15 protein-coding genes are annotated in these 23309 nt (G+C 43.6%); 9 read left to right on the forward strand and 6 right to left on the reverse strand.

Going from position 1 to position 23309, the window contains the following annotated elements:
• Window positions 1-97: 97 nt before the first annotated feature.
• Together ACJAT7_RS04385 and xseA are read right to left on the reverse strand one after the other, a co-directional pair.
• Window positions 98-4018, reverse strand: a complete 3921-nt coding sequence (locus tag ACJAT7_RS04385; protein ID WP_415225582.1) for a DUF6701 domain-containing protein — start codon at window positions 4016-4018, stop codon at window positions 98-100.
• A 174-nt stretch (window positions 4019-4192) separates the two neighbouring features.
• Complete coding sequence (gene xseA, locus ACJAT7_RS04390; protein ID WP_415225583.1) at window positions 4193-5527, reverse strand: exodeoxyribonuclease VII large subunit; 1335 nt, start codon at window positions 5525-5527, stop codon at window positions 4193-4195.
• A 197-nt stretch (window positions 5528-5724) separates the two neighbouring features.
• Here xseA and guaB point away from each other — a divergent pair, with 197 nt between their 5' ends.
• The 3 genes from guaB (at window position 5725) to ampD (ending at window position 9494) form a co-directional block, all read left to right on the forward strand.
• Entirely contained in the window at window positions 5725-7188 is a 1464-nt protein-coding gene (guaB, locus tag ACJAT7_RS04395; RefSeq protein WP_415225584.1) for an IMP dehydrogenase, read from the forward strand.
• Between the two features lie 71 nt (window positions 7189-7259).
• Window positions 7260-8840, forward strand: a complete 1581-nt coding sequence (gene guaA / locus ACJAT7_RS04400) for a glutamine-hydrolyzing GMP synthase (protein WP_415225585.1) — start codon at window positions 7260-7262, stop codon at window positions 8838-8840.
• Window positions 8841-8948: 108 nt separating this feature from the next.
• A complete protein-coding gene (ampD, locus tag ACJAT7_RS04405; protein ID WP_415225586.1) occupies window positions 8949-9494 on the forward strand; it encodes a 1,6-anhydro-N-acetylmuramyl-L-alanine amidase AmpD in 546 nt (181 codons plus the stop codon).
• A gap of 48 nt (window positions 9495-9542) precedes the next feature.
• Here ampD and ACJAT7_RS04410 read toward each other — a convergent pair whose 3' ends face one another.
• From ACJAT7_RS04410 to ACJAT7_RS04420, 3 genes are all read right to left on the reverse strand, one after another.
• Window positions 9543-10196, reverse strand: coding sequence for a DUF4328 domain-containing protein (locus tag ACJAT7_RS04410; RefSeq protein ID WP_415225587.1), 654 nt, complete (start codon window positions 10194-10196; stop codon window positions 9543-9545).
• A 35-nt stretch (window positions 10197-10231) separates the two neighbouring features.
• Window positions 10232-11155 carry an aminoimidazole riboside kinase gene (locus tag ACJAT7_RS04415; RefSeq protein ID WP_415225588.1) on the reverse strand — a complete coding sequence of 308 codons (924 nt, stop codon included), beginning with the start codon at window positions 11153-11155 and terminating at the stop codon, window positions 10232-10234.
• A gap of 71 nt (window positions 11156-11226) precedes the next feature.
• Window positions 11227-12684, reverse strand: a complete 1458-nt coding sequence (locus tag ACJAT7_RS04420) for a sucrose-specific PTS transporter subunit IIBC (protein ID WP_415225589.1) — start codon at window positions 12682-12684, stop codon at window positions 11227-11229.
• Window positions 12685-12915: 231 nt separating this feature from the next.
• Between ACJAT7_RS04420 and ACJAT7_RS04425 the strand changes: the two genes are divergently transcribed.
• The 4 genes from ACJAT7_RS04425 to ACJAT7_RS04440 all read left to right on the forward strand — a co-directional run bounded on the left by ACJAT7_RS04425 (window position 12916) and on the right by ACJAT7_RS04440 (window position 18418).
• A complete protein-coding gene (locus tag ACJAT7_RS04425; protein ID WP_415225590.1) occupies window positions 12916-13905 on the forward strand; it encodes a LacI family DNA-binding transcriptional regulator in 990 nt (329 codons plus the stop codon).
• Between the two features lie 161 nt (window positions 13906-14066).
• Complete coding sequence (locus ACJAT7_RS04430) at window positions 14067-15713, forward strand: glycoside hydrolase family 32 protein (RefSeq protein ID WP_415225591.1); 1647 nt, start codon at window positions 14067-14069, stop codon at window positions 15711-15713.
• 147 nt (window positions 15714-15860) lie between these two features.
• Window positions 15861-17243: a carbohydrate porin gene (locus ACJAT7_RS04435; protein ID WP_415225592.1), complete on the forward strand. Its 1383-nt coding sequence runs from the start codon at window positions 15861-15863 to the stop codon at window positions 17241-17243.
• Between the two features lie 533 nt (window positions 17244-17776).
• A complete protein-coding gene (locus tag ACJAT7_RS04440) occupies window positions 17777-18418 on the forward strand; it encodes a bifunctional 4-hydroxy-2-oxoglutarate aldolase/2-dehydro-3-deoxy-phosphogluconate aldolase (RefSeq protein WP_415225593.1) in 642 nt (213 codons plus the stop codon).
• Window positions 18419-18423: 5 nt separating this feature from the next.
• Here the strand turns inward: ACJAT7_RS04440 and ACJAT7_RS04445 are convergent, their stop codons facing one another.
• On the reverse strand, window positions 18424-19308 hold the full coding sequence (locus ACJAT7_RS04445) for an AEC family transporter (RefSeq protein ID WP_415225594.1): 885 nt from the start codon (window positions 19306-19308) through the stop codon (window positions 18424-18426).
• Between the two features lie 397 nt (window positions 19309-19705).
• Between ACJAT7_RS04445 and pdhR the strand changes: the two genes are divergently transcribed.
• Together pdhR and aceE are read left to right on the forward strand one after the other, a co-directional pair.
• Window positions 19706-20455, forward strand: coding sequence for a pyruvate dehydrogenase complex transcriptional repressor PdhR (gene pdhR, locus ACJAT7_RS04450; protein WP_415225601.1), 750 nt, complete (start codon window positions 19706-19708; stop codon window positions 20453-20455).
• Window positions 20456-20618: 163 nt separating this feature from the next.
• Window positions 20619-23279, forward strand: coding sequence for a pyruvate dehydrogenase (acetyl-transferring), homodimeric type (gene aceE / locus ACJAT7_RS04455; RefSeq protein WP_415225595.1), 2661 nt, complete (start codon window positions 20619-20621; stop codon window positions 23277-23279).
• Window positions 23280-23309 lie beyond the last annotated feature (30 nt).

The raw sequence follows: 23309 nt of genomic DNA on the forward strand, positions 1-23309 counted from the left end.
AAAGACAAAACTGGGGACTTTAGCCCGCTTGGTTTGCTAATATGGGACTAAAGCCCACGGCCAAATGTACAGAGCTGAACAATGGGTTTCCGCAATATCACTCAAAAACTTCCCTGCGGTAGATAATGCGATCATTACCGCGATACAGTCCAAAGGTTGCCTGTGCAGAAGGATTGTCGTTATAGGGACCATTATTCAGGCCATCATCATTATTCCAATCGAATTGCAGCCAAGCTGGAACGCTGAACCTAACCGTTACAGAGCCTCGTATATTAGTGCCAGGCGATGATATTGTAAGGCGATTTGTTTCACCATTAAAAAACTGCCCCAATCCCCAAATGGTTGGATCGGGTGCTGCGGGTACTAACTCATTATCAATGATATTGGCATCTATAGCGTCAAATGTGCTGAAACTGTCACTTATATTGCGGATAAAATCACTTCCATCCCAGTATTGAACAGCCATAGGTATGCGAAGATCCGAGGTTTCCGGCCCGTAACTATTTTCCATAACCCAGCGACCAAAACGAATTTCGACACCAAGCGGTTGCATAGTTAAAACACCATTCGTTATGTCAGCATCAATATCTTCAGCAACCACACCGTCACTATCAGTAATTGAGGTTATCTGCAGATCGATACCAGCACTGAAGGGTGCGATGATTGCATTGCTATCACGGGTATAAACAAAATTATCCGTACTGTTAAATTGATAATTGATCACGCCATCAAGCTCTGGCAACGTTATTGGATCTGTTAACTTGGCGGTTAAGTTAACGTTATTAGTGCCATCAGCACCTTTTCGAGTCGCATCCTTTGTTGGCACCGCACTACTGATACCCCCAATGAGTAGCTTCATAAAATTACCCGTGTAATTTTTTGTCGTAGGGCACGTCGCTGGGGAATCGCACTTTGATTTGGCGGTAATGGTAAATTCAGGCTTTGTTGCATAAGAAATTTGCCCAACAGTTTCGCCCGCATCTGCAGATATCATCTGCCCGCTATAGACAAAGGGATTGCCGCCGCTGAGCGCGCCATTTTCGGTAGCTGTCAGAACAAAATGGTCGGGAATAAATCTACCCAGAAAAGGTAGGTCTCCCAGTACATTATTGCTGTCAAGGTAACTGCTGCTTGCATCCAGACTGATAATTCCAACTTCAGCCCAGCTTAGATCGCTGCGACTGCGGCTACCACTGTTAAAGTTAGTGAAACTACTATTAAGTAAAGGGGGATTATTTCCAGGGGTCGGTAAAAGAAGGGTAGGTGTGAGATTCGCCGTTGCAGGGGTGATCTCGTTACCAAAATTTGGCGTTACACTATTATCGCTTAATGCGTCATTGCTGTCAGGCTGTCCATCATTATTGCTGTCATTCCCCGTTTGCCATTGCATTGCTGTTAGCGTGGTTGAAAATGTTTCACCCGCTTTTTTAAAAGCCGCATCACCGGCACCTTCAGCAGCGGGATTACCGGTTACTTCGACATAAAAACCTAATGGTTTGACCACAAAACTATTGCTGTTACCACTCATATAATTGCCTGTTGGCGTGTCGTCGACAGGAATATTATAACGGGCGTGTAATTGTATCTTTCCTGCATCTGGATAATTGAAAACAAATATCGCACTACTCTCATTGCTGTTGCCAAAATCTAGGCTTATATTGCTATAAGACAATGAGGCACTGTTAGCTAAGGTCGGAATTGTACTGCTGTTAATCGATACTTGCTGCCCCGCACAAGTTGTTGGGTTTTTACACTGTGCGGCCATTTCAATATTGATATTATCGGTCAGTGCAGCTTCACAGGCACCGCTTACCGGATTGGTTTTTATTGCCTGTAATGATAAAACGGCCGCGTTATAACCTGTATTTGATGGTTTTCCTGACAGTTGCGTAGGAATCACTTCTGATATCGCGTTTGGTATCACTTCTGGCAATTTTTCAACTAAAAAACGAAAGCCAGTGTCAGCAAAAACAAGATCACAGCTGCTGCCGCTTCCATCATTACAAACGAAATCATGAATAGGGCTAATGCTGGGGTTGGCAAGTGACAGGGTTAACGTTTCAGCTAATGTATGACTTAAATTTAAACTGCTACTGCCAATAAAGAGGGGGGAGATTATCGTTGTCAAAGTGGGCGATGTCTGATTTTTCACCTGAAAATTTACGCTTACCTCTTCTGTACTCAAGCTTGTACAATCGCTATTAGTACAGGCATTGATGGTCACTGTTTCAGGTGCACAGGTTAAACCGCTGCCATCATGAATTATCTCATAATGATCGATTTGCTCCACATCACAAATCCTAGTCTCATTGTATAAATCAGTGACCTGAGCATCACTTAATACACTGTCATAAATTTTCAACTCATCAAGCTGGCCTTCGAAATAACCATTCCCTCCTTCTATGCGCCCAATACTACTGAATGCTGTACCAATCAACCCTGTACCTATTGTGCCACTTTTATTTAGGCTGCCATCGATATAGATTTTGTAGGCGCCTGTCACAGCATCACGCGTTAATACAATGTGGTGAAAGCTACCGTCATTAATGGCTGAGTTTGATTTACTGGAGTTATCATCGCCCACCGATATGCCGATATTTCCAGAAGCATCGATCCAGCCCCAAAAGATATCATCAGTCCCTCCATTTTGTTCAACGCCAGAAATTCCCGGCGCTCTCCACGCAGTGTTGTTCCCTGTTTGTGATGTTTTTATCCAAAAGCTCATCGAAGCAGTATTACTTAAAACGTCATATATGTCTGAGCTCTCGATGTAATCATTTATGCCATTAAATTCACCGGCTCGACAAATATGTGCGTCATTGGTAGTCGATAGACTGTTTTGAGCTGTGCCATGTTTGTCGTTACCTGTACTATCGATCACTTGATCCACTGTTCCGTCCCAGCCATTTTCATCCATACGCCATTCCACTAAGGGGGATAAGCTACAATTTACTGGTTCGCGCGTTGTACGATCATAATTGAATTCTGCATTTTGGTTAGTATATATTGAATGTATTTGACTTGCTGTCAGTACTGAATCGAACACTATAAATTCATCTAAGGGCGCTCGAAAACCTTGTGCATTATTACTTGTAACACCATCAAATGAAGTGCCAATATATTTTAATGTGCCTGTCGGTGCTCGATTTACTGAATCTTTATAAGTGCCATCAATATATAACTGAGTTTTCCCTCCACTATAAACTAACACCAGATGATGCCAGTTATTGTCTAAATCAGCGAATGAGAACCCGCCATCTTTTGATCCCGTATCAGCATTATATACCCCCCAATGCCAATCATTATTGCGATCTAAATACAACAAATCACCGCCATATTGCATAGCACCTAAGACAAAATAGGGATTATTAGTATTACTAGTCGGTCTTTTAAACCAAGTGCTTACGGAGAAGTTAGCCGACAAAGGTATACTCGTTTCAACGTGCTGATCTTTATCTGTTAGCTCGACTGCACGCTGTATTTGGCCATAGTCAAAAGTATTTACTGCGCCACCGCGAGTAGTAGCCGGATGGCTGCCAGTTTGGTCTATGACTTCAGGACCCATTCCTGTGTATTCACATTCATCGAAGCGGTATTCAGCAATGGGAAGAACAGGCTCAGGTAAAGTAACCGTAAGACCCTCATTGAGGGCCTTAGAATAGCTTGATGACCCGTTACAGTTATTTTTTTCATAGGTATCAAAAATAACATCATAACCGCCTGCAACGGCAGGTGCCTTAATGTAAAAATCTGTTGTATAAGTATTATTCCAGTACCAGTTCCCATGGTAGTTTCCGGTATCAATGCAAGAAGTAACACCACCGAAGGTATAAGATGTTGACTTCCACTTACTATTATTGTCTAAAATAACTGTGATAGTGACTTTAATCTCCGCGCCACTCGCTACTGTGATTGCCGATGCGTCATTAAGTAACACTTCATCAATGACTGTAGCTGCTTGAGCTGTATTGAAAAATAGACTTAATAATAGCAAAAAATTAATAGTTAAATACTTCATGGCGCATCCTTTCTAAATACTTCACGGCGATAGTAAATGCAATAATATCTAAGTAAAAATTTATTGTGAAATTTATCAAAATAAAATAAGGCTATGTTTGATTTTTTAAACTATTAGCGCTAATTAAGTTTTTAGTTGGCAGGAAAGAGGAACACTTCAAGCTGATAATAGCTGTTAACTCTCCAACACCTGCGCCTTAATCTCACCTTTATGCAAACGCACGTTTATTTTATCTCCCACCGCGAGTGCCGCGGCATCTGTGGTGACCTTGCCTTTTTTATCTTTAACAATAGCATAACCGCGTGCCAGTGTGGCCAGCGGACTAACCGTATTTAATTGTGCTATGTTGCTCTGTAAATCGCTTTCACTCTGCTTGAGTTTGCTTAACATTGCTGTTTGTAAACGGGTTTTAAGCTGTTGTTGTTTTTGCAGAGCAATGTTAACTGTCTGCTCCGGGCTAAACTGTAATAACCTGTTTTGTAGCTGTTGCTGTTTGTGTGTCTGTTCATCGAGTATTCTGCTCATCCCATGGAGCAGACGCCGCGATAACTCATCGAGCTGCATGCTTTGCTGCTGTAATTTATGTTTAGGATCGTGCTGCAGTAATTTCTGTTTTAATAAATTCTGCTGATGTACCTTTAATTGCAGACGGCCTGACATGGCGCTTTTTAAACGTGTTAGCAGGGTCTGTAACTGCGTTTCCACAAACACTTTGTTTTGACTGACCAGTTCTGCGGCGGCGGAAGGCGTTGCCGCACGAAGATCGGCAACAAAGTCGCTGATGGTTACATCTATTTCATGTCCGACCGCACTGATAATGGGTAACTGACTGTTGAAAATAGCATAAGCGACCACTGCTTCATTAAAGCACCAGAGATCCTCCAGAGAGCCGCCACCGCGTCCTACAATCAGCAAATCACACTCATTACGTGCATTGGCTAACTGGATTTGCGCGGCGACCGATGCGGCGCTGCCAGCTCCTTGCACTTGGCTTGGGTAGATAATCACCTGCAGACGCGGATCGCGGCGTTTTAATACACTTAAAATATCGTGCAGTGCGGCACCCGTCGATGATGTGATAATACCGACACGCTTAATAATTTGCGGTAAGGGCTTTTTATTGCTCGGTGCAAACAAGCCTTGTGCGGCCAGTTCGCATTTTAGCTCTTCAAACTGCTGTTTTAATAAACCGTCACCTTCGGGGGACATACTTTCCACAATCAGCTGATAGTCACCGCGCGCCTCATAAAGGCTTAGTTTGCCGCGCACTAGGACCTGTTGGCCATGTTTGGGGGTGAAACCGCTGCGCCTATTATTGCCTTTAAACATAGCGCAGCGCACTTGGGCGCTGTGATCTTTGAGGGTGAAATACCAATGTCCGGATACGGCGATGGTTAAGTTGGAAATTTCACCGGATAACCAGATGACGCCAAGACCTGTTTCTAATAGTGATTTAGCTGCGCGGTTAAGGCTGCTAACACTATAGATATTCTTATTTTGTGAGATCATTATTGTTTATCGCAATTTGTTAGCCGTGAAAAGTGAGCTGAATCTTAACATTATTTATAAATTGTTAAAAAGAGTTGCTTAACAAGTGAATTTTTAATTGTAGTTAGCTCACAGAACGATTAAAATCCCAGCGCAATATCATACTCAGAAATTTGAGTATATTGAAAAACCCTCCCAACTATAAGTGAGATATTGCAATGTTACGAATTGCCAAAGATGCATTAACATTTGATGATGTATTATTAGTGCCAAGTCATTCGACTGTACTTCCAAATACTGCGGACTTAAAAACGCAATTGACTCCAACCATATCATTAAATATTCCAGTTGTTTCTGCAGCTATGGACACTGTTACTGAAGCGCGTTTTGCGATCGCTTTAGCGCAGGAAGGTGGTATGGGTTTTATTCATAAAAACATGTCCATTGCGCTGCAGGCAGAGCAGGTGAGATTAGTTAAAATTCACGAAAATGGTGTGGTTGCAAAACCCGTTACTGTTTCTCCTAGTACGACATTGGCTCAAGTCAAAGAATTAACCGAGCATAATGGCTTTGCGGGTTACCCGGTTGTTGAAAAAACGGGGGAATTAGTGGGCATTATCACCGGACGTGACGTATTGTTTGAAATTGATCTAAACAAACCTGTCTCTTCAGTTATGACCGGAAAAAATGATTTGGTGACAGCTAAATCAAATACGCCGCGTGATGAAGTCGAAGCATTAATGCACAAGCACCGTATTGAAAAAGTATTATTAACCGATGATAACTTTAAACTGTGCGGCATGATCACAGTTAAAGATTTCCGTAAAGCTGAGCAGAAACCCAATGCCTGTAAAGATGAATTTGGTCGTTTACGTGTGGGCGCGGCTGTTGGCGCGGGTGCGGGTAATGAAGAGCGTATTGCTGCATTAGTTGACGCAGGTGTGGATGTACTGTTAATCGACTCTTCACACGGCCATTCTCAAGGTGTGTTAGATCGTATTAAAGCAACCCGTGCAAACTATCCTACACTGCAAATTATCGGTGGTAACGTTGCCACAGCGGCAGGTGCATTAGCACTGGTAGAAGCCGGTTGTAGTGCGGTTAAAGTCGGCGTCGGCCCAGGTTCCATCTGTACAACACGTATCGTGACGGGTGTCGGTGTGCCGCAGATAACAGCTATTTCTGATGCGGTTGATGCACTTGAAGGTACGGGGATTCCAGTGATTGCCGACGGCGGTATTCGTTTCTCGGGTGATATCGCTAAAGCATTAGCTGCTGGCGCATCATGTGTCATGGTGGGCAGCATGTTCGCCGGTACTGAAGAGTCGCCTGGGGAAATTATTTTATACCAGGGCCGCTCATACAAATCTTACCGCGGCATGGGATCATTGGCCGCTATGTCAGAAGGCTCATCAGATCGTTACTTTCAGTCAGATAACGCGGCAGATAAACTCGTACCGGAAGGTATTGAAGGGCGCGTTGCTTATAAAGGCAAAGTGAAAGAGATTATCCATCAGCAGATGGGTGGCGTGCGTTCATCAATGGGGTTAACGGGTTGTGCAACAATCCATGAGATGAATACCAAAGCTATGTTTGTGAAAATAACCAGTGCGGGTATGAGCGAAAGCCACGTGCATGATGTTGCCATCACAAAAGAAGCGCCTAACTATACCGCCAGATAATAAACCAATAAACAGGGTATTTTAAAAGAGGGCATTGCCCTCTTTTATTCTTTATAAAAAAGGATTATTTAATGAGTAAAAACATTCATGAGCAGCGAATTCTTATTTTGGATTTTGGCTCTCAATACACACAATTAATCGCGCGTCGTATCCGCGAAATAGGTGTTTACTGTGAGCTTTGGAGCTGGGATGTTGACGAGCAGGATATTAAGGATTTTAACCCTAACGGTATTATTTTAGCCGGTGGTCCTGAAAGCGTCATCGCCGCTGACTCTCCACGCGCGCCTGACTATGTTTTTACTGCTGGCGTGCCGGTATTGGGTATCTGTTACGGTATGCAGACCATGTCTGAGCAACTTGGCGGCACGGTTATTAAAGGTGAAGGTGAAGGCGAATTTGGCTACGCGCAAATTGAAGTTAAAAATGCGTCTGAGCTATTCAAATCTATTGAAGATGCGGTTGCAGAGAACGGCAATGCACTGTTAGATGTATGGATGAGCCACGGCGATAAAGTGTCTGCCATCCCTGAGGGCTTTGTTACTGTTGCTAATACTGCAACGTGTGAGTTTGCTGCGATTGCCAATGAAGAGAAACGTTTTTACGGCGTACAGTTCCACCCTGAGGTAACGCATACTCGTCAGGGCGAGCGCATGTTACGTCATTTTGCTGTTGATATCTGTAATTGTGAAACCTTGTGGACGGCCGCTTCAATTATTGAAGATGCGATTGCGCGCATGAAAGAGAAGATCGGTGATGATGAAGTGATCTTAGGCCTTTCCGGCGGGGTGGATTCCTCGGTTGTTGCTATGCTGCTACAACGTGCGATTGGCGACAAACTTACCTGTGTATTTGTGGATAACGGTTTACTTCGTTTAAACGAAGGGCAACAGGTTATGGAGATGTTTGGCAATCACTTCGGCTTAAAAATTATTCATGTTAATGCTGAACATCGCTTTTTAGAGCAGATGGCGGGTGAAAGTGATCCGGAAGCGAAACGTAAAATAATCGGCCGTGTATTTGTGGAAATTTTTGATGAAGAATCAAAAAAATTAGCCAATGCAAAATGGCTGGCACAAGGCACTATCTACCCGGATGTTATCGAATCAGCAGCCTCTAAAACGGGTAAAGCGCATGTTATTAAATCTCACCATAATGTTGGCGGATTACCCGATGATATGGCGATGGGGCTGGTTGAGCCACTGCGTGAACTGTTTAAAGATGAAGTGCGCAAAATTGGTTTAGAATTGGGTCTGCCGTACAATATGCTTTACCGTCATCCGTTCCCTGGACCTGGTCTAGGTGTGCGCGTGTTGGGTGAAGTGAAGAAAGAGTATTGCGACCTGCTGCGCCGCGCTGATGCAATCTTTATCGAAGAGCTGCATAAAGCGGAACTTTACCATAAAGTCAGCCAGGCATTTGTGGTCTTCCTGCCGGTACGCTCTGTGGGTGTTATGGGCGATTGCCGTAAATATGATTGGGTGGTTTCACTGCGCTGTGTTGAAACGATCGACTTTATGACTGCGCGCTGGTCACATCTGCCGTACGATTTAATCGGTCATGTATCAAACCGCATTATCAATGAAATAGATGGTATCTCACGTGTGGTCTACGATGTGTCAGGCAAACCGCCTGCGACCATTGAGTGGGAATAAGCGCAAGCTATTTATCTGTTATTGAGAAAGGCGCATTGAGCGCCTTTTTTTTCGCCCTTATTTTACGTTATGATAGCGTTATGTGATTTTTACCTGGCAGGGCAGTGAGTGATCAATCAATTAGGTTTTTATCAAGGCGCTAAACAGATCGCCTCTCCTTTTTTTAATGAGCGGCCTGATGGCTGTGCAGTAACTTTATTAGTGATTCATTGTATTAGCCTGCCGGAAGGCCATTATGGCGGCCAGGCTATTGAGCAGCTTTTTAGCGGTTGTTTAGACTGTACGGCGCACCCGAGTTTTGCCGATTTAGCCGCGCTGGAAGTTTCCGCGCACAGCGTTATTCGCCGCGATGGCGCCGTTGAGCAATATGTCTCTTTTGAAAAACGCGCCTGGCATGCCGGCGCGTCAAGTTTTGCAGGCGTTGCCCAGTGTAACGACTATTCGATTGGTATAGAGCTTGAAGGGACGGACAGAACAGCCTATACGCAGGCGCAGTACAGGGCGCTGGTGGCACTGACCGCAGAGCTGCAAGGACGTTATCCGGGTATAACTAAAGAGCGTATTGTTGGCCATAGCGATATTGCGCCGGGACGAAAAAGTGATCCCGGCAGCGGCTTTGACTGGGATTATTATTTGCAGTTATTAGCGGACTAGTTTTCCGCGTTATTCTTTTAAGGCAATTTTTGATAGCCCTTTATGGCACTATTGGTGGCTGCATTGCATCCGCTGAATGGTTGTTATCATTGCCAGTGTTACTAACGCAAGTGGAATATCCAAGATATTAGAAAGTTGCGAGAGTAGATTGAGATTAAATAGTTCAGGCAGTGATTCGGCCGTTGCAGATAAACGAAAAACAGACTGACCCAATAGATTAGAGGTGATCCATAATCCCCACCAAATCGGTAAAATGAGCGACGTTTTGCCTGCGCGCCAATTACTGGGGTTGTTACTGGTCATCCAGATCTCTTTCATTGCCTGATAAGGCTTCCATAGATTAAAAATAGGAATAACATAATAGGCTATCGACCAGGCTGGCGTATAACTCATATTCTGCGCGCCAAGCTGGTGGGCATTCTTATTGGCTCTATAGATCCACGGCAGGATCAATAGCGCAGAGGCAATAAATGCAATTAAGGAGAGTATACCCACTCCCTGTAGTAGAGTAATGGCAAGCTGTGCATCGTTAAAGGCTTCTTCTAGGGAGTTGTAAATGCCGTCCTGATAAGCAGATAATGAGTGGCGCTCTATCAGTCCCAATATAATCGCTAAAACGGCAATGAATATTTGAGCATAAAGCACATACTTTATCCACTTGACTAAACGTTCTGGGCTTGCCAATCTTTTCTTTACACTCACAATATATTCTCCTGATAGGGTGAAACTTTTTTATGCTAATTAAGCAGGTATTGCTTAAGCTCGTTGCGCAGTGGTAGCGCCGTCATCGCCCCTTTCTGGGTTGTCGCTAATGCGCCGCAGCCGTTTGCCCATTTAACGGCTTCACGAATCTGCTCAATATCACTCCAGCAATCACTTTGTGCAAGATAGGTGATAAGTCCGCCCACAAATGCGTCACCTGCACCCGTAGTATCAACAGGTTTTACTGCTTTACCTGCAATCAGCTCCTGATTATTTTCGGTAATGAGCAGTGCGCCTTTTGCCCCCTGCGTAATTAAAACTAACTTATTGTGATACTTTTTAATTGCAGCCAATCCCGCTTCTAGGCTATTCGTTTTGGTTAAAAACAGTAACTCATCATCGGAAAATTTAACCACATCCGCCATGGCAACTGCATCTAATACAACCGCTCTGATTTCACTTTGATCTGCCCATACATCATCACGCAAGTTGGGATCAAAACTGATAAATCCACCTGCGTCTTTAATCTGGCGCATGGCTAGAAACGTACTGCTGCGGCTGGGCTCATTCGCCAGTGCAATAGAGCAAATATGTAACCACTGATTTTCTGAAAATAGGGGAATATCAGACGGCTGCATAAACTGATCCGCACTGGGTTTTACCATAAAGGTGAAACTGCGCTCACCGCTGTCATCTAAATCGACTACCACTGTGGAGGTACGCTGCGCTTGATCAATTACCATAAAATCAGTATTGACGCCTTCGCTGCAGAGCGTCTCTTGCATAAATCGTCCGAATGGATCGTCTCCAACACGGCCAAAAAACGCACTGTCGCCACCTAAACGGGATACGGCAACCGCCACATTCGCTGGGGCGCCGCCCGGACATTTCAGGTAGCTCGTTGTGCTATCTGGAATTAAATCTACAACGGCATCACCGCTAACCCAAACTCTATTCATAACAACTCCTTTATTTTTGTAAAAAAACCAGTCGCTAGTGACTGGTTTTTTCAATGAGTAACGAATGACGATTATGCAGTCGCTTGTTGCATCGCTTTAGCTTGTTTTTCACTTTTTGCTTTAGCGCGTGCACCCAGCACTATTGTTAATGCAAATGCAGTTGCAAACGCAATCGCCATACCAATCACATAAGGGGTAACATCGCCCGTCCGGATAGAGATGATACCTGGTAAACCGGCAGCACCTAATGCACTCGCTTTCACATTAAACAGCGTGATAAATGCACTTGCAGCAGCTGCCGCACAAATTGCCGCGATAAACGGGTAGCGAAGTTTCAAGTTCACACCAAACATAGCAGGCTCAGTAATACCCAATAGCGCAGTGACACCAGATGGGATTGCAATACCTTTAAGTTTGATATCCTTAGTCGTAAATCCGACTGCTAATGCAGCGCCGCCTTGCGCAATATTTGACATAGCAGCGATAGGGAAGATAAAGGTACCGCCAGTCACTGCAACATCAGCAAGCAGTTGTATTTCAATGGCGATAAAGCTGTGATGCATACCGGTTATTACAAAAGGTGCATACATGAAACCAAACACTGCGCCACCGATGAAGCCTGCAGAATCGTATAACCAGTTTAGGCCGTCACCTAACAGGAAGCCGAGATCACGCGTGAACGGACCGACTATGGTAAAGGTAATTACGCCTGTGATAAACAGAGCAAGCAGTGGTGTTAATAGGTTATCCAATACCGAAGGAATAAATCTGCGTAAGCCATTTTCAACCTTCGCCAAGATAAACGTCGCCACTAATACAGGGAGAACAGACCCCTGGTAACCCACTTTTTGGATTTCCAAACCAAGGATATTCCAAACCGGGATATCACCAGCAACAACTGCGCCGCCAAACCCCCAGCCGTTAAGCAGATCGGGATGAACCATTAACATGCCCAGCGCCGCGCCTAAGAACGGGTTCCCGCCAAATTTTTTGCTTGCAGAAAATGCAATAAGTATAGGCAGGAAGACAAAAGGTGCGTTTGCAAAAGTGTTGATCATAGCAGCAAGATCGGCAATACCCGGATTTGCATCAACCAGTGATTTGCCGTCAATAAATAACCCGGGCGCAACTAATACATTAAAGATCCCCATTAACAGACCGCCGGCAACAATAGCGGGGATAATTGGGACAAATATATCTGACAAACCTTTAACCGCCTGCTGGATAATATTTTGTTTCTCGGCACCCGCAGAAGCCACCTCTTTGGTGCTCATCTCTTCCAGACCGGTCAGTTTTGCCATTTGCGCATAAACTTGGTTGACTATGCCTGAGCCAAAAATGATTTGGTACTGACCTGCAACTTTAAATTGCCCTTTAACACCTTCCAGTGAGTCAATGCCTTGTTCATCAATTAACGATTCATCATCAATTGCCAGGCGCAAGCGGGTAGCACAATGCGCCAATGCTTTAATATTGTTTTTGCCGCCGAGCATTTCTATCAGCTCGGCTGCGATTTTAGGATAATTCATAACTTACTCCGTGTTATCATTTATATATTAGTTAATAAACAGGTTAATTAACTTTCGGGAACGTTTGCAAGATTAATTCTTGGCCAATACCGTATTTTTTTCAAGCGGTTTATCGAATAAATGTGATTTCGATCTTTTTTTGTGTATCAATTACATTCGTGTCTGAATTTGTTGGTTCTCATTGCTTTTGTTATTATTCATCGTAACTATTTAAAATTATAGGATAAAACTATGTCAGGACTGCATGCGGTAGCAAAATTAGCTGGCGTCTCAAAATCTACGGTATCTCGTGTTATTAATAATGAATACGGTGTTAAAACAAGTACCAAAGAAAAAGTGCAAAAAGCGATTGCTGAATGCGGTTATATGGCCAATCAAGTTGCCCGTGATCTGAAATCACAAAAGACCAGTTTAATTGGTGTGATTGCGCCGAGAATATCATCAAACGCTGTATCGCAAGGGTTGGAGGGGATGAGCGGGGTGTTTGAAGATGCCGGAAAGCATCTGTTACTGGCCAATAGCCATCAGGATAACGGCAAAGAAATTGAGTATATAACGCGTTTTAATCAACGCCGTGTTGAAGGAATATTGCTTTATGCAACCCATTTAGATACGGCTTTGGTTGAGGCCATTAGCCGTTCTGTTGTACCGATTGTTTTAATTGGACAGGATGGTTCACTGTTTAATATTCCCAGTGTTATTCATGATGATCTGCGCGTTGGTTTTAGTGCCGGTATGCGACTTATTGAGTCTGGCGCGTTAAATATTGGTTTTATCGGGGTAAATAGTCAAGATATTGCGGTTGATCAATATCGTTTTCAGGGACTGCAACAGTCATTACAACATGCCAAACAGATCTTACCTATTTTTCACAGCCGTGGTGAGTTTTCCATTGAATCAGGCTACCAGCAGACAAAAAAATTACTACTCGACTGGCCGCAACTAGATGGTTTATTTTGCGCAACGGATAGAATCGCAATCGGTGCAATGAAAGCGATCACTGAGTTTAATAAAGTACCCGGAAAAGATATTAAAGTGCTCGGCGTGGGTAATGATGAGTTAGGCCAAGTGTGTACACCTAGTTTATCTACATTTAACTATGCCTTTGAATTATCAGGGAAAAAGTCAGCAATCATGCTGCTTGATCTGATTCAGAACAAGCATGCGGAGGTCAGTAAATTAGTGCTTAGTTTCGATATTATTGATCGCCAAAGCTGCTAAAAACGACTATCTAGCGCACCTTAACAGGGTGCTTTCCTCACCTGTGCTTGAACTATAAAACGAGATCTCGCTCCTATTTTTCGCAACCATCTTTGTCTATTCCTTGCAAAATAAAATGTTTACAACTATCTTTGCAAACGTTCCCAAAGAAAAGGTGGTGTATGTCGTTATTATCCGTTATTGATGAGTGTGGTGGCCTTGAAAATGTTGTGCGCATTTTAAGCCCAGATACCCGAATTATCATAGAAATCAGAGATTGCAGTTTATTATCCACTCAATCAGCGCAAAACAGTTACGATTCAGCGTTACAGCAAGTGACCTATTGTAAAGATGCTGTTGCACCTGCCGATGAGCTTAAGCAGCAGTTGCTGCAAGCCGGAAAGTTGATTGCGCAGCAGCAGTTAGCAGATGCACAGCACTATCTTCAGCCTGTTCACTGCCCGCATCGTCCCGACTGGCATATCTCTCCGCCGCAGGGACTTTTGAATGATCCGAATGGTTTTATCTATCATCAGGGGCAGTACCATCTGTTTTACCAGTTATATCCCTATGGCTGTGAGCATAAAGATAAATACTGGACCCATCTGACCAGCAAAGATTTAGTGAACTGGCAGTGGCAATCGCTTTCCCTAACGCCCTCAGATTGGTTTGACAGTCATGGTGTTTTCTCCGGTCATGCCGTCAGTCAGGGCGAAGAGCTTATGCTTTTCTATACCGGAAATGTGCGTGTTGGTGAGAATCGAGACAGACACACGACGCAATGTTTAGCGACCTCAAGTGATGCGATTAACTTTACCAAACAGGGGCCGGTTATCACCGAGTTGCCGCCAGGTGTGACGCCGCATTGCCGCGATCCTAAGGTTATTCGTCACAATGATTACTGGTTAATGTTACTCGGCGCGCAGCGTGAAGATGAAATTGGCCGTTTAGCTATCTATAGGTCAAACGATCTCAAAAAATGGACCTTTGTTGCTTTGTGTGGTGATGAATTAGGTGATTTTGGTTATATGTGGGAATGCCCTGATTTCTTTACCTTAAATAATCAGGATTTTATTGTTATTTGCCCGCAGGGTATTTCATCCCCTTATCCGAGTCATACGGTTAAACATCATAACTGCATCTTTAAGGCTGCTATTGATAATGACGGGAAAGTACAGCTCTGTGATGGCCAGCCGCTGGATCATGGTTTTGATTTTTATGCGCCGCAGTCATTACAAACTGTCGACGGACGTCGCGTCATGTGTGCCTGGATGGGATTGCCTGATGAAATTGATCATCCGAGCGTAGATAACGGCTGGCTCCATCAGTTAACAACGCTTCGCCAGTTATCTTATGAAAACGGTCAGTTAATACAGCAGCCTCTCAAGGAGCTGCAATCGCTGCGCGGTGATGCTGTTTATATACCGGCAGGTGAGAGCGTTTTTGACCTGCAAAGCAAAACATTCGAGCTAAAAGTCACTATGGGGTGGGGAAGTTCATTGCGTCTGCATCAGTCTGAGTCTGGGTATTGTGAAATCCGCTTAGATAAAGAAACGAAAACCCTCTATTTCGACAGAGCCAATACCCTGTTGCGTGTGGGTGACACTATTAGAGAATTGCCCCTTCTCGAGTCTGAATCTGTGCAGTTACATATATTGTCGGATAACTCCTCGCTGGAACTGTTTATCAATAATGGCGCGGCCGTGATGTCAGCGCGTATTTTTACCCCTGAAAAGGCAACCGCAATAAGCTCAACAGGTCAGGTCGATTTTGACGCATGTTGGTTATTGCATAAAGCAGCATCACCCTTTGTTAATTCGCAAGAATAACTGCAGAGATGGCAGGCTTATTTGAAACCTATGTTTGAGAGTAAGTCTGTCTTTTTATTCACTTTAATGTGTTTGAAAATTTTTACTGGAAGTAAAAAAAACGCCTGACTTAATCAGGTATACCTCGTAATTAGGAGAAATGGAACGATGAAAAACATAATGAAAAAAAGCTTACTCTCACTAGCAGTTGGTTTTGCTGTTAGCGGCTCATGCGCTGTATGGGCACAAGATGATGTTACTGATTTAGAGCAAAGAATCACTAAATTAGAAGAACGCTTGGTAAAAGCGGAACAGGTGGCAACTACTGCCGATAAAAAAGCCTCTGGTTTTGAATTTCACGGGTATGCACGTTCAGGTTTGTTAATGAATGATAATCTAAACGGCGCAACGGGTACTGGCCCGTATATGACAGCAGCAGGTGCACTCGGCGGTGCCGTTGGTCGTCTGGGTCTTGAAGATGATACCTATGTTGAATCTAATTTGGTGCATAAGAGTACCAATGAAGATGGCTCTTGGTCAAAATACAAGATCATGTTGGCAGACAGTGTTGAAACCAGTAATGAATGGACTGGCTCAGAATCACAACTGAATGTGCGTCAGGTTTATGCTGAACTCGGCAACTTAGCATCATTTACAGGCGCATTTGAAAATGCGTCTATCTGGGCGGGTAAACGTTTTGACAGAAATAACTTCGATATTCATTTTGTAGACAGCGATATTGTTTTCCTATCAGGAACAGGTATCGGTCTTTATGATGTTCAGCTTGGTGATGATTGGAAAACTGATGTCTCACTCTATGGGCGTGATTTCGGCGCAATCGACAGCGATGGTACCGATGTTGAAAACTATATTGTCACTATGAATAACCATATGGGACCGTGGCAGTTAATGTTAAGCGCGATGACAGCAGCTGATAATGAAGAGAGAAGTGCAGATAGTGCCGATAATGGTTTCCATGCATTACTGGCTTACCATGCGAGCAGTTTCTACGGTCTAAATGACGGCTTCTCTAAAACAGGGGTGTTAGTTGGTAATGGTTTAGGGGCTGAGCTTAAAGGCATCGGTTCAAATGGCGGGCTTTATAAAGATGCAAACGCGGTGCGCGTATTTAGTTACGGTGTAACTAAGTTTGCGGATAACTGGCGTATCGCGCCTGCTCTTTTGGCTGAATATAGCCAAGATAGATTTGTCGAGGGTGATGAGTTTACATGGGCGACAGTCAATGTACGTATGGCACAAGAGCTTACTCAAAACTTTGAAATGGTTTACGAAGGTTCATTACAATATATGGATCTAGATAACGGCACAACGCAGGCTGATGGCAGTTATTACAAAGTTACTGTTGCACCCACCTTTAAATTAGACACCGCAGCCGGTTTCTTTGAACGTCCTGAAATTCGCGTAACAGGTTCATATGTGGATTGGAGCGAAGCGTTGGATAACTACTCAGTGAGCGTAGCGGATGATGCCAGCACTATGGGTGACGGTGGTGAATTTATCGTTGGAATGCAGATGGAAACTTGGTTCTAAGGCTATGATTATTGCGTCTCTCTCCATGCAATAGTTTGCTCCCTCAATGTTTCTGTTAAACCTTTTTACGGTGGCCTTGTGCCACCGTTTTTTTTGCTAAAAACAGTTGTTGCTGTCTGGACTATGTATCGGTTTCACTTCTTATAACCATAGGTAATGGCTGTTTTAGAAGGTTTTTAAGTGCATTTATGCCTTGCTATAGCAGCGCACAAAAGTGCTGCACTGCTGCTTTAAAGCCCTAGCTCTGTTAATCTCTCCGTTGCAGGCAATTAAACCGTGATGTGCACGCCATAACGGCAGCCTTTGTGTTAAAACAGAGTTCAGTAACCGTGCTTTGTTTGATCTTATTTAGATCATGAGCATGTTACGCAGGCCGATAGCTGTTCTCATTATTTCGTAACCTGGTATCAAGCGCAAAACAGGCGCGACTATTTTAATCAATAAGGAGTTAACATGAATTGGACTATCTCAGCTGCAGAGGTTTTTGCTCAATCACCTGTTGTACCAATGCTAGTAATCAATAAGGAGTTAACATGAATTGGACTATCTCACCTGCACAGGTTTTTGCTCAATCACCAGTTGTACCTGTGATGGTAATCAATAATATTGAAGATGCACTGCCAATGGCCAGGGCGCTGGCGGCGGGGGGGATTAACATTTTTGAGGTGACCTTAAGAACAGCGGTCGCTTTAGAGGCTATTAAAGCTATCGCGACAGCGATGCCTGAGGCAATGATCGGGGCTGGCACTATCATCAATGCGCAACAATATGATGCTGCCGTTGCAGCCGGGGCGAAATTTATTATCTCTCCCGGATACAGCCAACGATTATTAGAGCATGCCAAAACGGGCTATGCACCCTTGATTCCCGGTGTTTCAACTCCTTCTGAGATTATTACCGCCTTAGAATTAGGTTATGATCATCTGAAATTTTTTCCGGCCGAGGCAAATGGTGGCGCGGCTGCGTTAAAGGCAATAGCAGGGCCGTTACCTCAGGTGCGTTTTTGCCCGACGGGGGGAATAAGTCCTAGCAATGTTGCTGACTATATGGCACTAAATTGTGTGTTAACAGTGGGTGGTTCCTGGATGCTACCTCATGATGCTATTGAAAGAGGTGATTGGGCGAAGGTGACTGAGCTCGCTAAGCAAGCCGTGTCCTTGATTGCAAGTCTATAAAAAACTCACAGTATTGTTAATGCAAGCCAGAGTAGTATCGGCATGGTAAACAAGGATAAAACGTTGCCGTAAAGCACCATAGCGGCAACGGTAGGGCCATCAAGTTTATACCTCTCTGCAAATAAATAATTCATAACAGCGGGTGGTAACATGGTAAAAAGTACCATCATTTGCAGCTCGATATGTGCTAACGGAATTAACCACAGTATTACGGCAAAAGAGATTGCGCCGGTAAGTAGCGAGGTGACTGTGCTAATCAGGCCAATTTTTAAGCCCGAGCGATTTAGATAAATCAGCTGAGCGCCTAAAGAAAATAGCATTAATGGAATGGCGCTTTCACCGAGTAAGCTTGCTGCTTCCAAGAGTGGTTTCCAGACATGCAGATCGGATAGATTCAGTGTTAATGCAACCATAGTTGCATATATGATCGGCATTTTTAGTAATTGTTTTATTCCCTGCTTATTTGCCCCGCTGACGATAAAAAGCCCTAAGGTCATCTGTACGCAAGTTGACAGCACCATCAATAATACGGCATTCCCCTTAACCATCTCCCCAAAAGTATACACAAAAAGAGGGATCGCCAAATTGCCGCTGTTGCGAAACATGTGGGGTGGTATCCATACCTTCAGATCCAAACGATAAATGCGACATATTATCCACATTAGTAAACCGGGAAGTAAGACTGCAATAAGACTCGCTGCAATTAGGTTTACCTGCTTTGTTCCCAACGGCATATTTACCAGAGAAGCAAAAACAAGTGCCGGGGCAAAGTAATCTAAATTCAGTTTGTTGATTGAGCCCATATTGATTGAAGTTCGACGTGCGCAAATATAACCGGCTACGACAACTGCAAACATAGGAAATAGAATTTCTATAACACGAAATAACATTGTGATAATTCAAATAGATATGATGCATTAATTAAATCATAGTTATATTTAACATACTAGGGCCGGTGGGATGTTAGCTAGAAGACTTATAATGCCTTCTTTATGGCACCCGCCTATCCGGTAATAAAGTTGTGATTCCAGTTGTGAACTAAAGCACGCGTACATTTACAATTTATTAACATGTCAGGCGGATTGGTCTTACCTTTTTTCTGCTGCAAAATTAAATGCTCTCTTTTCTCTCAATAGGTAGTGAGGTTTTTCAATAGATAGTGATATTTTTTGATTTATATCAATATTCGCTAGACGCATGGCAAAATAATTGTTAATTTACATGACTAAAAGTAAAATGGTAATACCAATGAGCTTGCCGACAAAGTTTCTGTTTATTAAGGGCATTATGAGTTACGCAAAGATCAAACAACCCAAACTTGCAGATATGATTGAAAATAGTCTTGAAAGCATGATTCTAGATGGCTCTTTGGAGCTCGGTGAAAAATTACCTTCGGAACGGGAGCTGGCTATTCAGTTTGATGTTTCCCGTCCCTCACTGCGTGAAGCCATCCAGCGCTTAGAATCGAAAGGGTTACTGATGCGTCGTCACGGCGGCGGAACCTACGTAATAGAAAAGTTGCGTAAGCAGTTGACCGACCCCCTATTTGAACTGTTAAATACCCATCCCGAATCTCAATATGACTTGCTTGAATTTCGTTATGCACTGGAAGGTGTTTCTGCGTATTACGCCGCGCTGCGTGGTACATCTGCTGATTTTGAAAAAATAAAAAGTAGTTTTGCAGCGATCGAGAAATCCCGTCAAGCCCGCGATATAGAACAAGAGATTCAGCACGTTGCACAGTTTTATCTGTCGGTAATAGAGGCCTCTCACAATGTGGTCTTTTTACATTTAGCGCGCGGTATTCAGCCCCTTCTGGAAAAAAATATTGCAGATAATGTGCAACAACTTTACGGTTATCCCGAAGTTGCCGAAAAAATTCATCAACATCGTCTGCAGCTGCTTGATGCTATCCTTTCTAAGCAGCCGTCAAGCGCGCAGCAAGCATCTGCACTACATCTGATTTATATCGAAGAAACACGTCTGGTGATGTTACGTGAAGAGAGTTCATTTAAACGCGCATTAGGGCGTTTTTAACTTACTAAAAAACAGCTCAATCAAGTAACTATTTAGATTACTTATTGCCGAAACGGCATTATCCAAAACGTGTTGTAAAACAGGTAATGGTTAATCTAAATGGTTATACATAAAACGCTTAACCTTAGGGTTAAGATTTTCTAGTGATAAGAAGGAAAATGTCATGACTGACATCCTAAATGATATTGATGCACAAGAAACGTCAGAATGGCTTGATGCCCTGGCAACAATTCTTGAAGATGAAGGGACTGAACGTGCTCAGTTCATCATTAAAAAAATAACCGAACAAGCCCGCATAGAGGGTGTTAAGTTACCAACGGATATTAATACAAGTTATATTAATACTATTCCGTTGGCAAAACAGCCGGCATATCCGGGGGATTTCGATATAGAACGTCGCATTCGTTCTATTATCCGTTGGAATGCGATCATGATAGTGATGCGCGCCTCGAAAAAAGATCTGGATTTAGGTGGTCACATGGCCTCTTACCAGTCAGCGGCGGCATTCTATGAAGTCTGTTTTAACCATTTCTTTCGTGCAGCGAATGAAACCGATGGCGGTGATTTAGTTTATTACCAGGGTCATATCTCTCCAGGTATCTATGCGCGTGCATTTCTTGAAGGTCGTTTAACCGCTGAGCAACTTGATAACTTCCGTCAAGAAGTTGATGGTAAAGGGTTACCTTCCTATCCGCATCCGAAACTATTACCTGAATTTTGGCAGTTCCCCACTGTTTCCATGGGACTGGGTCCAATCGCTTCTATATACCAGGCACGTTTCTTAAAATATCTTGATGGTCGTGGTTTAAAACCAACCTCTAATCAGCGCGTTTATGCTTTCCTGGGTGACGGTGAGATGGATGAGCCGGAATCGCGTGGTTCTTTATCATTTGCAGCGCGTGAGAAACTGGATAACTTGTGTTTCTTAATTAACTGTAATTTACAGCGTTTAGATGGGCCGGTAATGGGTAACGGTAGCATTATTCAAGAGCTTGAAGGGCTGTTTAATGGTGCCGGCTGGAATGTCGTCAAAGTTATCTGGGGTGGCAACTGGGATTCTCTGCTTGCGCAGGATGCATCGGGTAGACTATTGCAGTTAATGGAAGAGACTGTTGATGGTGATTATCAAAACTTCAAATCAAAAGATGGTGCTTACGTTCGTGAACATTTCTTTGGTAAATACCCCGAAACAGCGGCATTAGTGGCAACATGGACAGATCAAGAGATCTTCGCACTGCAGCGGGGGGGGCATGATTCATCTAAAGTCTATGCGGCATTTAAAAATGCTGTGGATACGAAAGGCAAACCAACGGTTATCTTAGCTAAAACCGTTAAAGGTTACGGTATGGGCGCAGCGGCTGAGGGTAAAAACATTGCTCACGGCGTGAAAAAAATGAACGAATCACATATTCAAAGTTTACGTGACCGTTTAGGCCTGCAAGACCTGTTAAGTGATGAGAAAGCGGCAACACTGCCGTACTTAACACTAGAAGAGGGATCGGAGGAATACAAATACTTACACGGTCATCGTGAAGCGCTCTTAGGTTACACACCGAAACGTTCCACTAAGTTTTCCGGAACACTTGCGGTACCAGCGCTGGAGAAATTTGCACCGCTTTTACAAGAGCAAAAACGTGAAATCTCAACGACCATGGCTTACGTGCGTATTCTAAACCTTCTATTAAAAGACAAAAATATAGGTAAAAACATTGTACCCATCATTGCCGATGAAGGACGTACTTTTGGTATGGAAGGTCTGTTCCGTCAAGTCGGTATCTACAATCCCGATGGTCAGGAATATACACCAGAAGATCGCGGCGTCGTTTCTTATTACAAAGAAACGAAATCGGGTCAGGTATTGCAGGAAGGGATCAATGAATTAGGTTCAATGTCTTCCTGGGTGGCGGCTGCTACCTCTTACAGCACTAATGATCTGCCGATGATTCCATTCTATATCTACTACTCTATGTTTGGTTTTCAACGTATTGGTGATATGGCGTGGATGGCGGGTGACCAACAGGCTCGTGGTTTCTTAGTCGGTGCGACTGCTGGTCGTACTACGCTAAATGGTGAAGGTTTACAGCATGAAGATGGTCACAGTCACATTCAGGCAAATACTATCCCTAACTGTATCTCTTATGATCCGACCTTTGTTTACGAGCTGGCCGTTATCATTCAAGATGGTATTGAGCGTATGTACGGTGAGAAGCAGGAGAATGTTTTCTACTACTTAACGGTCATGAATGAAAACTACGCTATGCCGGCAATGCCTGAAGGCGCTGAAGCGGGTATTCGTAAAGGTATCTACAAACTTGAGTCGCATGCTGGTAGCAATAAGGTACAGTTATTAAGTTCAGGTACTATTATGAATGAAGTGCGTAGAGCGGCTGTCATTCTAAGCGAAGAATATAATGTAGCGTCTGACGTTTTCTCGGTGACTTCATTTAATGAGTTAACGCGTGAAGGTCAGGATATAGAGCGAAACAATATGTTAAACCCGGAAGCGGAGCAAAAGGTGGCGTACATTACTCAAGTATTAGGTGATGAGCCAACCATTGCGGCAACGGATTACATGAAAAACTACGCTGAGCAAGTACGTGCATTTATCCCGAGTGATTCATATAAAGTGCTTGGTACCGATGGTTTCGGTCGCAGTGACAGCCGTGAAAATTTACGTCGTCACTTTGAAGTTAATGCCGGTTATGTTGTTGTTGCGGCATTAGCTGAGCTTGCCAAGCGTGGTGATATCGAACGTAGCGTCGTCACTCAAGCAATCGCTAAATTTGCTATCGATGTAAACAAAACCAACCCATTATTTGCGTAAATTAAATTCGCTGTTATTGAACAATAACAG

The organism is Psychromonas sp., from assembly GCF_047632995.1.
Lineage (GTDB): Bacteria > Pseudomonadota > Gammaproteobacteria > Enterobacterales > Psychromonadaceae > Psychromonas.